The sequence below is a fragment of the Streptomyces sp. NPDC054834 genome (assembly GCF_053611185.1).
In genome coordinates, this window is record NZ_JBSGZV010000006.1 from 109,055 (window position 1) to 124,862 (window position 15,808).

The 15,808-nt window shown below is 68.0% G+C and carries 14 protein-coding genes; 6 read left to right on the top strand and 8 right to left on the bottom strand.

Annotation, left to right across the window (positions count from 1 at the left end; all coding sequences use genetic code 11):
• Window positions 1-208: 208 nt before the first annotated feature.
• The 8 genes from ACWGJM_RS10880 to rpmH all read right to left on the bottom strand — a co-directional run bounded on the left by ACWGJM_RS10880 (window position 209) and on the right by rpmH (window position 6,216).
• Complete coding sequence (locus tag ACWGJM_RS10880) at window positions 209-1,318, bottom strand: ParB/RepB/Spo0J family partition protein (RefSeq protein ID WP_453411330.1); 1,110 nt, start codon at window positions 1,316-1,318, stop codon at window positions 209-211.
• Window positions 1,315-2,388, bottom strand: coding sequence for a ParA family protein (locus ACWGJM_RS10885; RefSeq protein WP_453411499.1), 1,074 nt, complete (start codon window positions 2,386-2,388; stop codon window positions 1,315-1,317). Before ACWGJM_RS10885 ends, ACWGJM_RS10880 begins: the two co-directional genes overlap by 4 nt.
• 293 nt (window positions 2,389-2,681) lie before the next feature.
• Complete coding sequence (rsmG, locus tag ACWGJM_RS10890) at window positions 2,682-3,398, bottom strand: 16S rRNA (guanine(527)-N(7))-methyltransferase RsmG (protein ID WP_453411331.1); 717 nt, start codon at window positions 3,396-3,398, stop codon at window positions 2,682-2,684.
• Window positions 3,399-3,515: 117 nt separating this feature from the next.
• A complete protein-coding gene (locus tag ACWGJM_RS10895) occupies window positions 3,516-4,028 on the bottom strand; it encodes a Jag family protein (RefSeq protein WP_453411332.1) in 513 nt (170 codons plus the stop codon).
• Between the two features lie 15 nt (window positions 4,029-4,043).
• Window positions 4,044-5,321, bottom strand: coding sequence for a membrane protein insertase YidC (gene yidC, locus ACWGJM_RS10900; RefSeq protein WP_453411333.1), 1,278 nt, complete (start codon window positions 5,319-5,321; stop codon window positions 4,044-4,046).
• Window positions 5,322-5,324: 3 nt separating this feature from the next.
• Window positions 5,325-5,690: a membrane protein insertion efficiency factor YidD gene (gene yidD, locus ACWGJM_RS10905; protein WP_453411334.1), complete on the bottom strand. Its 366-nt coding sequence runs from the start codon at window positions 5,688-5,690 to the stop codon at window positions 5,325-5,327.
• Window positions 5,687-6,058 carry a ribonuclease P protein component gene (rnpA, locus tag ACWGJM_RS10910; RefSeq protein WP_020941105.1) on the bottom strand — a complete coding sequence of 124 codons (372 nt, stop codon included), beginning with the start codon at window positions 6,056-6,058 and terminating at the stop codon, window positions 5,687-5,689. Before rnpA ends, yidD begins: the two co-directional genes overlap by 4 nt.
• A gap of 20 nt (window positions 6,059-6,078) precedes the next feature.
• Window positions 6,079-6,216 carry a 50S ribosomal protein L34 gene (rpmH, locus tag ACWGJM_RS10915; RefSeq protein ID WP_005482975.1) on the bottom strand — a complete coding sequence of 46 codons (138 nt, stop codon included), beginning with the start codon at window positions 6,214-6,216 and terminating at the stop codon, window positions 6,079-6,081.
• Window positions 6,217-6,590: 374 nt separating this feature from the next.
• On the opposite strand from rpmH, the gene dnaA reads away from it, so the two are divergent.
• The 6 genes from dnaA to gyrB all read left to right on the top strand — a co-directional run bounded on the left by dnaA (window position 6,591) and on the right by gyrB (window position 15,783).
• The gene (gene dnaA / locus ACWGJM_RS10920) at window positions 6,591-8,510 is read left to right on the top strand and encodes a chromosomal replication initiator protein DnaA (protein WP_453411335.1); all 1,920 of its coding nucleotides are present in this window, start codon (window positions 6,591-6,593) and stop codon (window positions 8,508-8,510) included.
• An 864-nt stretch (window positions 8,511-9,374) separates the two neighbouring features.
• Complete coding sequence (dnaN, locus tag ACWGJM_RS10925; protein ID WP_453411336.1) at window positions 9,375-10,505, top strand: DNA polymerase III subunit beta; 1,131 nt, start codon at window positions 9,375-9,377, stop codon at window positions 10,503-10,505.
• A gap of 150 nt (window positions 10,506-10,655) precedes the next feature.
• Entirely contained in the window at window positions 10,656-11,534 is an 879-nt protein-coding gene (gene gnd / locus ACWGJM_RS10930; protein WP_453411337.1) for a phosphogluconate dehydrogenase (NAD(+)-dependent, decarboxylating), read from the top strand.
• A gap of 91 nt (window positions 11,535-11,625) precedes the next feature.
• Window positions 11,626-12,747: a DNA replication/repair protein RecF gene (gene recF, locus ACWGJM_RS10935; protein ID WP_453411338.1), complete on the top strand. Its 1,122-nt coding sequence runs from the start codon at window positions 11,626-11,628 to the stop codon at window positions 12,745-12,747.
• Window positions 12,744-13,325 carry a DUF721 domain-containing protein gene (locus ACWGJM_RS10940; RefSeq protein WP_453411339.1) on the top strand — a complete coding sequence of 194 codons (582 nt, stop codon included), beginning with the start codon at window positions 12,744-12,746 and terminating at the stop codon, window positions 13,323-13,325. Before recF ends, ACWGJM_RS10940 begins: the two co-directional genes overlap by 4 nt.
• A 373-nt stretch (window positions 13,326-13,698) precedes the next feature.
• Window positions 13,699-15,783 carry a DNA topoisomerase (ATP-hydrolyzing) subunit B gene (gene gyrB / locus ACWGJM_RS10945; protein ID WP_453411340.1) on the top strand — a complete coding sequence of 695 codons (2,085 nt, stop codon included), beginning with the start codon at window positions 13,699-13,701 and terminating at the stop codon, window positions 15,781-15,783.
• Window positions 15,784-15,808: the final 25 nt, after the last annotated feature.

The window sequence follows — 15,808 nt, forward strand, 5'->3', positions numbered from 1 at the left end:
CCGCGCTCACCAGTCCGGTGCGGCTCACCGATCGCATGGCCCCCGCCTCCCACTCAGAGGTGCCGTCAGGTGGATGCGCCATACTCCATCGCATGGTATCCACGATGCGATTGCCTAGAAACCGCCTGAAAGCAAAGAGCGGACCGTGTTCCGGTACTTACCGGACATGATCCGCTCCTCTGCCCGTCCGCGCGGATCAACCGCGCGGTCAGGCCTCCGTCTCCTCGAACTCCGAGGACTCACCGTCGTGCAGGCCCTTCTGAAGGACCGGCCCCTCGCCCGGAGCGAGTGAGCTCAGGATCCGCTCCAGGTCTTCCATGGAGGCGAACTCGACCGTGATCTTGCCCTTCTTCTGCCCCAGGTCGACCTTCACCCGAGTCTCGAAGCGGTCCGAGAGCCGGGTGGCGAGATCGGTCAGCGCCGGGGAGACCCGGGCGCCGGCCCGCGGTCCCTTCGAGCGCTGCGCCTTCTGCGGCCGCGAGCCCATCAGCGTCACGATCTCCTCGACCGCCCGCACGGAAAGCCCCTCGGCCACGATCCGGTGGGCCAGCCGGTCCTGCTCCTCCGAGTCCTCGACCGAGAGCAGCGCTCGGGCATGCCCGGCGGAGAGCACACCGGCGGCCACCCGCTTCTGCACGGCAGACGAGAGCTTCAGCAGACGCAGCGTGTTGGAGACCTGCGGACGGGAACGTCCGATGCGGTCCGCCAGCTGGTCGTGCGTGCAGTTGAAGTCCTTCAGCAACTGGTCGTAGGCGGCCGCCTCTTCCAGCGGGTTCAACTGTGCCCGGTGCAGGTTCTCCAGCAGTGCATCCAGGAGGAGCTTGTCGTCCTCCGTGGCCCGTACGATCGCCGGGATCGCCTCGAGCCCGGCCTCACGGCAGGCCCGCCAGCGCCGCTCGCCCATGATGAGCTCGTAGCGGTCCGGACCCAGCTGCCGTACGACGACGGGCTGGAGGAGGCCGACTTCCTGGATGGAGGTCACAAGCTCCTGGAGCGCGTCCTCATCGAAGACATCACGCGGCTGACGAGGGTTGGGCGTGATGGAGTCGAGGGGGATCTCGGCGAAGTGCGCACCCATCGGGGGCGCGGGCACCTCCGCGGCTCCGTTCACCGAAGGCTCCTCGGGCTCCTCGGAAACGGGCGGCAGCGTGGCCACCTTCGCCGCGGCCACTCCCCGGTCGGTCGTCAGGACCGGTACCGTCGCGGGTGACGGGGACACCGCAACCCCCACCGGGGCCGGGGGCGGGTTCTTCTCCGTGGGGGCAGCAGGAATCAGTGCGCCAAGACCACGGCCCAGTCCCCTCCGTCGCTCGCTCACTGGATCCCCTCCACCATGCTCGGATTGCTCTGTGCGCCGATGTGGGCCTGAATCGGGTCGTAGCTGACGCCGACACCCTTCAGCGCGATTTCTCGTGCGGCCTCAAGATAGGAGAGGGCACCGCTCGAACCTGGATCGTACGTCAGGACCGTCTGGCCGTAACTCGGCGCCTCGGAGATGCGGACCGATCGGGGAATACTCGTCCGCAGCACCTCGTCACCGAAGTGGGTGCGCACCTCATCCGCGACCTGGGACGCGAGCCGCGTCCGGCCGTCGTACATGGTGAGCAGGATCGTCGATACATGCAGGTCGGGATTGAGGTGCCCCCGTACCAGGTCGACATTGCGCAGCAGTTGACCCAGTCCCTCCAGCGCGTAGTACTCGCACTGGATCGGAATGAGCACCTCCTGTCCGGCGACCAGCGCGTTGACCGTCAACAGGCCTAGCGATGGCGGGCAGTCGATGAGGATGTAGTCCAGTGGCTGCTCGTAGGCCCGGATCGCCCGCTCCAGCCGGCTCTCCCGGGCCACCAGGGACACCAGCTCGATCTCCGCACCGGCGAGATCGATCGTGGCCGGGGCGCAGAACAGCCCCTCGACATCGGGAACCGGCTGGACGACCTCCGACAAGGGCTTGCTCTCGACCAACACGTCATAGATGGACGGAACTTCTGCGTGGTGGTCGATACCGAGGGCGGTGGACGCATTGCCCTGCGGATCGAGGTCGATCACCAGGACGCGGCCGCCGTGGAGAGCCAGCGAAGCGGCAAGGTTGACGGTCGTCGTCGTCTTGCCGACACCGCCCTTCTGGTTGGCGACCACCATGACCCGGGTCTGCTCAGGCCGTGGCAGGCCTTCACCTGCGCGGCCGAGAGCCTCCACCGCAAGTTGGGCAGCGCGACCGATGGGAGTGTCGTCCATCGGAGGCGGTGTTTCACGTGAAACATCCGCCCCCATCGACTCGGTACGGGGACCGGGGACCGGATCGGTCATCGGTCCCGCGATGTTGGCGTCGGACCGCAAGGATTCACTCTCCTCGACTTCAGGCTCGCAATACACAGAGCCTCCCATGCCTTCGGGGTCGTGAACCAGTGAGGCCTGGCGTTCTGTGGAGAAATCCACCTCTGTGGGCAACTCAGCTGCCTCTCCGAGTGAGCCGAGAGGCTTCCGGTCCCGCGGTTCGGCCGCAGCGCGGCCGCGACTGATGATGCCGTGCAGCAGTGAGCGACGTTTCACGTGAAACACGATGCACAGTGAGCGCGTCCGGACTGTCGCGACACTCCGTCATGCGTAGGTTTGGCAGCTTGTGTGGAGTACGTCTCGTCGTCAGGATGGATCAGCGCGGCCGATCCGCCCTGACTTCTTCACCGACGCCTGCGCGCTCGTCCCGTACGGGCCGCCTTGGCCCGTTTGGCCGCGAAGCGAACACCACCGGGGCTTTCACCCACCTCGACCCGTACAACGGTGGACAGGGGATCCACCACTCCCTCACCGACCTGAAGGATGGACGTCGACACCGCACCGAGCTTGCTCAGCGCGGTGGTCGCGGCCTTCAGCTCCTCCTCCGCGGTGTCCCCCTTGAGCGCGAGCATCTCGCCGTAGGGCCGCAGCAGCGGGATCCCCCACGCGGCCAGCCGGTCCAGGGGAGCCACCGCACGGGCCGTGACCACATGAACCGGCGGCACCTTGCCCATGACCTCCTCGGCGCGACCACGCACGACGGTCACATGGTCCAGGCCCAGCAGCTCGACGACCTCGGTCAGGAAGTTGGTACGCCGAAGGAGCGGCTCCAACAGAGTGATCTTCAGGTCACCTCGGACAAGCGCCAGCGGAATCCCGGGCAGACCGGCACCAGAGCCGACATCGCACACGGTCACGCCCTCCGGGACCACCTCCGAGAGCACCGCACAGTTCAGCAGGTGCCGCTCCCAGAGGCGGGGCACCTCACGGGGGCCGATCAGCCCACGCTGCACACCGGCTTCCGCGAGCAGCTCCGCATAGCGCACCGCATCGGCGAAGCGATCACCAAACACCGCTCGCGCCTGCTCGGGCGCAGGGGGGAGCTCCGCTGCCTCCGTCACGGGGACCGTCCTTCCCTACCGCATCGGCGCGCATGCGCCGACCACCAGAACTACCAGGCTGACAAAATTCGGCCCCGCCTGCGCAACAGACGGGGCCGAGGGAACGTACGAACCGAATCAGTTGGGCAGCACGACGACGAAGCGCTGCGGCTCCTCGCCCTCGGACTCGCTGCGCAGACCCGCGGCCTTCACCGCATCGTGCACGACCTTCCGCTCGAACGGGGTCATCGGCTTGAGCTTCACGGGCTCGCTGCTGCTCTTGGCCTCCGCGGCGGCCTTGGCGCCCAGCTCGGACAGCTCGGAGCGCTTCTTGGCCCGGTAGCCGGCGATGTCCAGCATCAGCCTGCTGCGGTCCCCGGTCTCCCGGTGCACGGCCAGCCGCGTCAGCTCCTGGAGCGCCTCCAGTACCTCGCCGTCCCGGCCGACCAGCTTCTGAAGGTCGCGGGTGCCCGTGTCGCTGATGATCGACACAGAGGCACGGTCGGCCTCGACGTCCATGTCGATGTCGCCGTCGAGGTCGGCGATGTCCAGCAGGCCCTCGAGGTAGTCCGCCGCGATCTCGCCCTCCTGCTCCAGGCGAGTCAGGGTGTCTGCACCCTCGGCAGCGGCGGAGGTGGTGCCTTCCGTCACGGGATGGGCTCCTTCTTACTTCTTGGAGGGGGACTTGGGCCGCTGCGGGCCACCCTTGCGCTGGCCGGACTGGGCCTTGCTGCGGGTGCCGCTGCCGGACTTCGGGGCGGCCTTCTCGGCGGGCTTGGCGTCCTCGGGCTCCTCGGACTTCTCCAGCGACGTGGACGGCTCGGCATCACCCGCCTGCTTGGTGCCGCCGGACTGGCGCTGGGCCTTGCTCTGCCGCTTGGGCTGCTGCCGCTTGGCGGCGGCCGTGGTGCTGGTGGTGGTCACACCGTCATCGGTCTCCGCCACGGCCTGGCCCTCGCCCTTCACCACGGACCCGTCGGCCTGGGCCGCGAAGCCCGCCTTGGTCAGGCCGTTGATGAACTTGCGCTCGAACTCGTTGCGGTCACGGCCCTTGGTGACGATCGCCTTGACGATGGCCTTCTCGCTCCGCCGGCGGACCTTGCCGTGGTGCGTGACGTGCTTGGTCAGACGCTCCAGGTAAGCGGCCTGAGCCTTGGAACCCGGGGTCGGGTTGTTGTGGATGACGTACATCTGCTGGCCCATGGTCCACACGTTGGTGGTCAGCCAGTAGACGAGGACACCGACCGGGAAGTTGATGCCGAAGACGGCGAACATGATGGGGAAGACGTACATCAGCATCTTCTGCTGCTGCATGAACGGCGTCTTCACGGTCGTGTCGACGTTCTTCGTCATCAGCTGGCGCTGCGTGTAGAACTGCGACGCCGACATCATGACGATCATGACAGCGGTGACGACCCGCACATCGGTGACCGTGGCGCCCAGGGCCTGGACGGTGGCGGAACCATCCTTGAACTTCGCGGCCAGCGGGGCCCCGAAGATGTGCGCCTGACGGGCACTGGCCAGCAGCGACTCGTTGATGACGCCGATGGTCGTGCCCGACGCGATGCCGTTGAGCACGTGGTACAGGGCGAAGAAGAACGGAGACTGCGCCAGGATGGGAAGGCACGAGGAGAGCGGGTTGGTGCCCGACTCCTTGTACAGCTTCATCATCTCTTCGGACTGACGCTGCTTGTCGTTCTTGTAGCGCTCCTGGATCTTCTTCATCTCGGGCTGGAGCGTCTGCATGGCCCGGGTCGCCTTGATCTGCTTCACGAAGAGCGGGATCAGGCAGATACGGATCAGAATCACCAGGGACACGATGGACAAGCCCCAGGCCCAACCGGTGTCAGGCCCGAAGATGGCGCCGTACACCGTGTGGAACTGGACGATGACCCATGAAACGGGTGTCGTGATGAAGCTGAAGAGGCTGGCAATCGTGTCCACTAATCATGCTCCTTGGGCATGGGACGAGGTCTCTGCGGCCGGGCTCGAAGAAGGCTCGGCAGGGAGCTCCCCTTCGAGGGCCGGTTCGGCGGCGGAGGGCCCGCCCCTGCGTGCACGCCAGGCGTCACGCAGCATTTCGTGCCACCGCGGGCGCCTGCGCGGCGGAACATGGTCCACCCCGCCCAGCGACCACGGATTGCACCGCAGGATGCGCCAGGCGGTGAGTGCCGTGCCCTTGATCGCACCGTGCCGGTCAATGGCCGTGTAGCCGTAGTGGGAGCACGACGGGTAGTACTTGCACACCGGCCCGAGCAGTGGGCTGATCGTCCACTGGTACAGCTTGATCAGAGCCAGCAGCGGGTACTTCATCGCGCGCCCCCTCCCAGCAGCCGCTGAACGGCGGCATCCAGGTCTCGGGCCAGCTGTGCGTGGTCTGCGTCACCCGCTCCGGGCAGCGCTCGTACGACTACCAGGCTACCGGGGGGAAACAGGGCGACTCGGTCACGCATCAGATGGCGAAGTCTGCGCTTCACTTGGTTGCGCACGACCGCGCCACCCACGGCCTTGCTCACGACGAAACCCGCACGCGTCGGGGGAGCGCTCTCCCCAGGCGCATGCGGGTCCGTGGCACCGCTACGAAGGTGGACGACGAGGGTCGGGCGGCCTGCCCGGCGACCCCGTCGGACCGCGGTCGCGAAGTCCTCGCGCCGCCTCAGCCGATGCTCGGTAGGCAGCACGACGTCATGACCTGATCAGATCAGGCGGACAGACTGGCGCGACCCTTGCTGCGACGGTTCGCGAGAATCGCGCGGCCGGCACGGGTACGCATCCGCAGGCGGAAGCCGTGGGTCTTCGCGCGACGACGGTTGTTCGGCTGGAAGGTGCGCTTGCTCACTCGGGGGCTCCAGAAGAAATCGGTAGTGGCGGGGTGCCGTCCTGGCTGTCACCGTGCGCCCACGAGTAGCTCGCATCACGCCCGAGTGCACCGCTTCCCGATCACCTTCAGCGATCTGTGCCCATCGGAGGCAGGCGGCAGCAGCCATCGACAACTCGACCTGGTCACGGTACGCGGGGCTACGCCATCCGGTCAAACCGAGTGTCACGGAGAGACACTATCCACAGGCTGGGGACAACAACTTGAACCGTACCCGCCGCCCTGACTACCGTGACTGGACTCCGATTCGTTCCTTTGTCCCCCCGCCCCACCGATCTACATCCCGATCCGTCCCACAACCACACGTTCGTGGGACCTGTGAGAGAGCGTGCCCTGTGGCTGACGTACCTGCCGATCTTGCCGCAGTGTGGCCACGAGTACTCGAGCAGCTCCTCGGCGAGGGCCGCGGGCAGGGTGTGGAGGCCAAGGACGAGCACTGGATCCGACGCTGCCAGCCCCTCGCGCTCGTCGCGGACACCGCCCTGCTCGCCGTACCAAACGAATTCGCGAAGGGCGTACTGGAGGGCCGTCTGGCCCCGATCGTCAGCGAGACCCTGAGCCGCGAGTGCGGCCGCCCCATCCGGATCGCGATCACCGTCGACGACTCCGCGGGCGAGCCGCCGGCCCCACCCGCGCCCCCCGCCCAGCCGCAGCCGCGCTACGAGGAGCCCGAGCTCCCCACGGGACAGTACGAGGGATACGGCCGCCACCGGGCCGGCGACCAGCTGCCCACCGCCCGGCCCGCCTACCCGTCCGAGTACCAGCGGCCCGAGCCGGGCGCCTGGCCCCGCCCGACCCACGACGACTACGGCTGGCAGCAGCAGCGCCTGGGCTTCCCGGAGCGCGACCCGTACGCATCCCCGCCGGACACCTACGGTGAGCCGCACCGCGACGCCTACGGCGCCCCACCCCAGGACTACAGGCAGCCGGCGATGGACCGCCCGTCGTACGAGCAGCCCTACGACAAGCCGCGCCCGGACTACGACAAGCCCCGTCCGGACTACGACCAGCCGCGCCCCGAGTACGACAAACCCCGCTCCGAGTACGAAGCCTCCCGGGGCGACTACGACCAGCGCGACCCGGCCCGCCGCGAGCTCCCGGAGCCGCCGGCCGGAGCCGGCCACGTGCACCGCGGCGGACCCGTGGGCCCGAACCTGCCCACGACCGGAGCCCCCGGCCCGCTGGCCGCGCAGCCCGCGCCGGCGACCGGCCCGGGCGAGCCCACCGCGCGGCTGAACCCGAAGTACCTCTTCGACACCTTCGTCATCGGCGCCTCCAACCGCTTCGCGCACGCGGCCGCGGTCGCCGTCGCCGAAGCGCCCGCGAAGGCGTACAACCCCCTCTTCATCTACGGGGAGTCCGGCCTCGGCAAGACGCACCTGCTGCACGCCATCGGGCACTACGCGCGCAGCCTCTACCCGGGCACGCGGGTGCGGTACGTGAGCTCCGAGGAGTTCACCAACGAGTTCATCAACTCCATCCGCGACGGCAAGGGCGACAGCTTCCGCAAGCGCTACCGCGAGATGGACATCCTGCTCGTCGACGACATCCAGTTCCTGGCGGACAAGGAGTCGACGCAGGAGGAGTTCTTCCACACCTTCAACACGCTCCACAACGCCAACAAGCAGATCGTGCTCTCCAGCGACCGGCCGCCCAAGCAACTGGTCACGCTGGAGGACAGGCTGCGGAACCGTTTCGAGTGGGGCCTGATCACCGACGTCCAGCCACCCGAGCTGGAGACACGCATCGCGATCCTCCGCAAGAAGGCGGTGCAGGAGCAGCTCAACGCCCCGCCGGAGGTGCTGGAGTTCATCGCCTCCCGGATCTCGCGCAACATCCGCGAGCTGGAGGGCGCGCTGATCCGGGTGACCGCGTTCGCCTCGCTCAACAGGCAGCCGGTGGACCTGGGCCTGACGGAGATCGTCCTCAAGGACCTCATCCCCGGCGGCGAGAACGCGGCCCCCGAGATCACCGCCACGGCGATCATGGCCGCGACCGCCGACTACTTCGGCCTCACGGTCGAGGACCTGTGCGGCACCTCGCGCGGCCGCGCCCTGGTGACCGCCCGGCAGATCGCCATGTACCTGTGCCGTGAGCTCACCGACCTGTCACTGCCCAAAATCGGCGCGCAGTTCGGCGGCCGCGACCACACGACCGTCATGCACGCCGACCGCAAGATCCGCGCGCTGATGGCCGAGCGCCGGTCCATCTACAACCAGGTCACCGAGCTGACCAACCGCATCAAGAACGGCTGACACAGCCGTTACGGACGGCTGACACAGCCCTACGACAGCGCTGAGGGCGCCCCCGGGAGGAGATCCCGCGGGCGCCCTTCGTCATGCCGCAGCCATCCTGTGTTCGATTACCCGCCGGGTTACGGCCGCTCTCCACAGATTCGGGCACTTTCTTGCGTCCACATGCTGGGGACTGTGGAGTTGTCCCGAAACCATCCACAGGCTGTGCGGTTGAAAGGTCATCAGCCCAGCTCATGTGCCTGTGGATCGGTGGACGAACGATCTCCACAGACTGTGGACGAAGCGGGGATCCACAGGCTGTGCACGAAGTTGTCCACCGGCAACCCACAGCCTGGGGCCGGTTGTCCCCAGCGATCGCAGGCTTCTCCACATGGCTGTCCACTGTTCGGCAACGCGACGCACCCGATCACCGCCTCGAGTGAAAGGCGTCACATCAAGGTGCCGGGTTGGGGTGTGGGAAACGTGGGTAAATCTGGGGACGCAGCTGGGGAGAACTGCCCTCGGGCTGTGGGTGGTGTGTGCAGAACTTTCTGTTCTCCACAGAAACGCTCGGTTGTCCACCGCCTTCACCCACAGGACCAGTGGATAAAATCTGGGCCCTGAGCTGGGCAAACGTGGTTATCCACGGTATCCACAGGCCCTACTACTACTCCCGACTAGAGAGAGTGGGAAATCCGTTTCGAAGCGGGGCCTGTGCACAACTCGCCGTCTCGAGCCCGGCCGCCCCTCGGAGCGACTTGAGCCCGACAGGCACCTACTGTCAGTGCGGTGCGTCAGACTGGTCCCCGGTGTCCTTCCCGTCCCAGTGGGCGGTGACACCGAGTCGGAGGACTCAGAGGCAACAGCAGCAGGAGGCGGCTTACGGTGAAGATCCGGGTGGAACGCGACGTACTCGCGGAGGCAGTGGCGTGGGCGGCACGCAGCCTCCCGGCCCGTCCGCCGGCGCCTGTGCTCGCCGGTCTTCTGCTGAAGGCCGAGGACGGCCAGCTGAGCCTGTCCAGCTTCGACTACGAGGTCTCGGCGCGGGTGTCCGTCGAGGCGGAGGTCGAGGAGGAGGGCACGGTCCTCGTCTCCGGCCGCCTGCTCGCCGACATCTCCCGCGCCCTCCCCAACCGTCCGGTGGAGATTTCCACAGACGGTGTACGGGCGACCGTGGTCTGCGGCTCCTCGCGGTTCACACTTCACACACTGCCTGTGGAGGAGTACCCGGCGCTGCCCCAGATGCCGAACGCGACCGGCACGGTCCCCGGCGAGGTCTTCGCCTCCGCCGTCCAGCAGGTCGCCATCGCCGCCGGCCGCGACGACACGCTGCCCGTCCTCACCGGTGTGCGCATCGAGATCGAGGGCGACACGGTCACGCTGGCCTCCACCGACCGCTACCGCTTCGCGGTCCGCGAGTTCCTGTGGAAGCCGGAGAACCCGGACGTCTCCGCGGTCGCTCTGGTGCCCGCCAAGACGCTCCAGGACACCGCCAAGGCGCTGACCAGCGGCGACAGCGTCATCCTGGCGCTGTCCGGCTCGGGCGCGGGCGAGGGCCTGATCGGTTTCGAGGGCGCCGGTCGGCGGACGACCACGCGTCTGCTGGAGGGTGACCTCCCGAAGTACCGCACGCTGTTCCCGACGGAGTTCAACTCCATCGCCGTGATCGAGACCGCCCCCTTCGTGGAGGCCGTCAAGCGTGTGGCCCTGGTCGCCGAGCGGAACACCCCGGTACGGCTGAGCTTCGAGCAGGGCGTGCTCATCCTGGAGGCCGGCTCCAGCGACGACGCACAGGCTGTGGAAAGGGTCGACGCCCAGCTGGAGGGCGACGACATCTCGATCGCCTTCAACCCGACCTTCCTGCTGGACGGGCTGAGCGCGATCGACTCCCCGGTGGCCCAGCTGTCGTTCACGACGTCCACCAAGCCCGCGCTGCTCAGCGGCAAGCCGGCGGTGGACGCCGAGGCGGACGAGGCCTACAAGTACCTGATCATGCCGGTGCGGCTCAGCGGCTGACCGGCTGAGCGCGACCTCCGGGAAAGCCCCAGGTGAGGGCATACGAATGAGCGCGTATGCCCACAGCTGTGCGTGAGCGTCCGGGTTTAGGCTCGGACACAGGTACGACAGTGCCTCGCACGCCACACAGCGACCTAAGGAACACAACTGATGGAGCTCGGTCTCGTCGGCCTCGGCAAGATGGGCGGCAACATGCGCGAGCGGATCCGCCGCGCGGGCCACACCGTCGTCGGATACGACCGCAACGCTGACCTCGCGGATGTCCACAGCCTGGAAGAGCTTGTGGGCAAGCTTCCCGGCCCGCGCGTGGTCTGGGTGATGGTCCCGGCCGGCGAGCCCACCCAGTCCACGATCGACGAGCTCGCCGAGCTCCTGGAGCCCGGCGACGTGGTCGTGGACGGCGGCAACTCCCGCTGGACGGACGACGAGCGGCACGCCGAGGAGCTGGCCGCCAAGGGCATAGGCTTCGTGGACTGCGGTGTCTCCGGCGGCGTCTGGGGCCTGGAGAACGGGTACGCGCTGATGTACGGCGGCGACGCCGAGCACGTCGCCAAGGTGCGGCCGGTCTTCGACGCGCTCAAGCCGGAGGGCGATCTCGGGGCCGTGCACGCCGGCAAGGTCGGCGCGGGCCACTTCGCGAAGATGGTCCACAACGGCATCGAGTACGCGATGATGCAGGCCTACGCCGAGGGCTGGGAGCTGCTGGAGAAGGTCGACTCCGTGGAGAACGTCCGCGAGGTCTTCCGTTCCTGGCAGGAGGGCACGGTCATCCGTTCCTGGCTGCTCGACCTCGCGGTCAACGCCCTGGACGAGGACCAGCACCTGGAGCAGCTGCGGGGTTATGCACAGGACTCCGGCGAGGGGCGCTGGACGGTGGAAGCCGCCATAGACAACGCGGTGCCGCTGCCGGCGATCACCGCGTCGCTGTTCGCGCGGTTCGCCTCACGCCAGGAGGACTCCCCGCAGATGAAGATGATCGCCGCGCTGCGCAACCAGTTCGGCGGCCACGCCGTCGAGAAGAAGCCGTAGCGCGGACTCGACGAAGCCCGACGAAGACGGAAGAAGTTGTCCACAGGATCGCCCGGCGATCCACAAGCCTGGGGGAGGTCGGCGAACGACCATGCACGTCACGCATCTGTCGCTGGCCGACTTCCGCTCGTACGCCCGGGTCGAGGTCCCGCTGGACCCGGGCGTCACGGCCTTCGTCGGCCCGAACGGGCAGGGCAAGACGAATCTCGTCGAGGCGATCGGTTACCTCGCCACCCTCGGCAGTCACCGGGTCGCCTCAGACGCCCCCCTGGTGCGCATGGGCGCCGATCGCGCGATCATCCGTGCCCAGGTCCGGCAGGGCGAGCGGCAGCAGCTGGTCGAGCTGGAGCTGAATCCCGGCAGGGCCAACCGTGCCCGGATCAACCGGTCCTCGCAGGTCAAGCCGCGGGACGTGCTGGGGATCGTACGGACGGTGCTGTTCGCGCCGGAGGACCTCGCCCTGGTCAAGGGGGATCCCGGGGAGCGGCGCCGCTTCCTGGACGAAATGGTCACCGCGCGTTCTCCGCGCATGGCCGGTGTCCGTTCCGACTACGAGCGCGTGCTCAAGCAGCGCAACACGCTGCTGAAGTCGGCGGCGCTGGCCCGGCGGCACGGTGGCCGCTCCATGGACCTGTCCACGCTGGACGTGTGGGACCAGCATCTCGCGCGTGCGGGCGCCGAGCTGCTCGCGCAGCGCATCGACCTGATCGCCGCGGTCCAGCCGCTGGCCGACAAGGCGTACGAGCAGCTGGCCCCCGGCGGCGGCCCGGTCGCCCTGGAGTACAAGCCGTCCGCGCCGGGTGAGGCGCACACGCGCGAGGATCTGTACGCCCAGCTGATGGCGGCCCTGGCGGACGCCCGCAAGCAGGAGATCGAGCGGGGCGTGACGCTTGTGGGCCCGCACAGGGACGATCTGGTGCTCAAGCTCGGTCAGTTGCCGGCCAAGGGGTATGCGTCGCACGGTGAGTCCTGGTCCTATGCGCTGGCGTTGCGCCTGGCGGCGTACGACCTGCTGCGCGCGGAGGGTAACGAGCCGGTGCTGATCCTCGACGACGTCTTCGCCGAGCTGGACGCCCGGCGCCGTGAGCGGCTGGCGGAGCTGGTGGCTCCCGGCGAGCAGGTGCTGGTGACGGCCGCGGTCGACGACGACGTGCCGCATGTGCTGGCGGGTGTCCGGTATGCCGTGTCCGAGGGGGCGGTGGAGCGGGTATGAGCGCCGAGGGCTTCGGCTCCGACGGGACCTTCAGGCCCGACACGGCTTCCGGGTCCGACACGGCTTCCGGGAAGGCGCCCGAGCCTTCGGGGGTCGATCTCGCGCGGGTGGCGCTGCGTGCCGCCAAGGAGCAGGCACGCGCGCGTGGGGACGCGGCGCAGCAGAAGAAGCAGGCGCGGCGGGGCGGTCTGCGTTCCGGTGCGCGGGCGGACGGCCGTGATCCGATGGCACTCGGTGCGGCGATCAACCGGTTGATCACCGAGCGGGGCTGGGAGGCTCCGGCCGCGGTGGGCGGTGTGATGGGCCGTTGGCCGCAGATCGTGGGCGAGGACGTGGCCAAGCACTGCGTTCCGGAGAAGTACGACGAGGACGAGCGGGTGCTGGTCGTGCGCTGCGATTCGACGGCGTGGGCGACGAATCTGCGGCTGCTGGCGCCGACTCTGGTCGCGCGGCTCAACGAGGATCTCGGGCACGGCGCGGTCCAAATGATCAAGGTGTTGGGGCCCGGTGGTCCCGCCCGTCGCTATGGCCCGTTGCGGGCGCCGGGCAGCATGGGCCCCGGTGACACCTACGGGTGACTGATCTCACATGAGGACCTCGCAGGGGCCTGCTGCGGGTGTGTCCCGGCGGTTCGGCATGCAACCGCACGCTCTTGCGAATCCCGACCTGACCCTTGAGTAGCGAAGGGTTGACATCCCGAAGCGCTGAGTGCCGCTGTGAGCCGCTTGGAGCCCCCTTCCGTATATCGGGACCCGGCGGAGACCGGTTGAGGGCGGCACATGAGGACTCAGGTACCGGCAAACCCCCATCACTGTCGGCGCTACCGGTAGACTGGAAGACAATCCCGCCCCCAACGTGGGGACCGTCCGGGAAAAGCTGAGCAACGCTGATCAGGGCTTACCAACGCAACATGCCGCAGCCGCTCCGGCAACCCGCCGACGAGCCCGGCTCGTGCTGTGCCAGAAAGGGCGCTTCGTGGCCGATTCCGGCAACCCCAACGAGAACATCCCGTCCACCGACGCGGGCGCGAACGGACCGGCGACCTCCTCGAACGGGGAGGTCACGGCCTCGTACGACGCCAGTGCCATCACCGTCCTCGAGGGTCTGGACGCGGTCCGCAAGCGACCCGGTATGTACATCGGCTCGACCGGTGAGCGCGGCCTGCACCACCTCGTGTACGAGGTGGTCGACAACTCCGTCGACGAGGCGCTGGCCGGGCACGCGGACACCATCGACGTGACGATCCTGGCCGACGGGGGCGTGCGCGTCGTCGACAACGGCCGCGGCATCCCGGTGGGCATCGTCCCCTCCGAGGGCAAGCCGGCGCTCGAGGTCGTGCTGACCGTGCTGCACGCGGGCGGCAAGTTCGGCGGCGGCGGCTACGCGGTCTCCGGCGGTCTGCACGGCGTCGGCGTCTCCGTCGTGAACGCCCTGTCGTCCAAGGTCTCGGTCGAGGTGAGGACCGACGGGTACCGCTGGACGCAGGACTACAAGATGGGCGTCCCGACGGCGCCGCTCGTCAAGCACGAGGCCACGGAGGAGACCGGCACGTCGGTCACCTTCTGGGCCGACCCGGACATCTTCGAGACCACCGAGTACTCCTTCGAGACGCTGTCACGGCGCTTCCAGGAAATGGCGTTCCTCAACAAGGGTTTGACGATCAAACTCACTGATGAGCGCGAGTCGGCGAAGGCCACCGCCGGGGCGGACGAGGCGGGCGCCGACGACAAGGACGAGGTCAAGACCGTCACGTACCACTACGAGGGCGGCATCGTCGACTTCGTGAAGTACCTCAACTCCCGCAAGGGAGACGCGGTGCACCCCACGGTCATCGACCTCGAGGCCGAGGACAAGGACAAGAGCCTGTCCCTCGAGGTCGCGATGCAGTGGAACAGCGGCTACAGCGAGGGCGTGTACTCCTTCGCCAACATCATCCACACCCACGAGGGCGGTACGCACGAGGAGGGTTTCCGCGCCGCGCTGACCTCGCTTATCAACAAGTACGCGCGCGACAAGAAGCTGCTGCGCGACAAGGACGACAACCTCACGGGTGACGACATCCGCGAGGGACTGACGGCGATCATCTCGGTGAAGCTGAGCGAGCCGCAGTTCGAGGGCCAGACCAAGACCAAACTGGGCAACACGGAGGCCAAGACCTTCGTGCAGAGGGCGGTCTACGAGCACCTCAACGACTGGCTGGACCGCAACCCGGTCGAGGCGGCGGACATCATCCGCAAGGGCATCCAGGCGGCCACCGCGCGCGTGGCGGCCCGCAAGGCCCGCGACCTGACCCGCCGCAAGGGCCTGCTGGAGTCGGCCTCTTTGCCGGGCAAGCTCTCCGACTGCCAGTCGAACGACCCCATCAAGTGCGAGATCTTCATCGTCGAGGGTGACTCCGCCGGCGGCTCGGCCAAGTCCGGCCGGAACCCGGAGTACCAGGCGATCCTCCCGATCCGCGGCAAGATCCTCAACGTGGAGAAGGCGCGGATCGACAAGATCCTTCAGAACCAGGAGATCCAGGCGCTGATCTCCGCGTTCGGCACGGGTGTGCACGAGGACTTCGACATCGAGCGGCTCCGCTATCACAAGATCATCCTGATGGCGGACGCCGACGTCGACGGCCAGCACATCAGCACCCTGCTGCTGACCTTCCTGTTCCGCTTCATGCGGCCGCTGGTCGAGGCTGGGCACGTGTACCTCTCCCGTCCCCCGCTGTACAAGATCAAGTGGGGCCGGGACGACATCGAGTACGCCTACTCGGACCGCGAGCGTGACGCGCTGATCGAGATGGGCCGGCAGCGCGGCAAGCGCATCCGCGAGGACTCGATCCAGCGCTTCAAGGGCCTCGGCGAGATGAACGCCGAGGAACTGCGCGTGACCACGATGGACCAGGAGCACCGGGTCCTGGGCCAGGTCACTCTCGACGACGCCGCCCAGGCCGACGACCTGTTCTCGGTCCTGATGGGCGAGGACGTCGAAGCCCGCCGCGCGTTCATCCAGCGCAACGCCAAGGACGTCCGCTTCCTCGACATCTGAGTCGGTCTCAGCTGACCGCACAAGG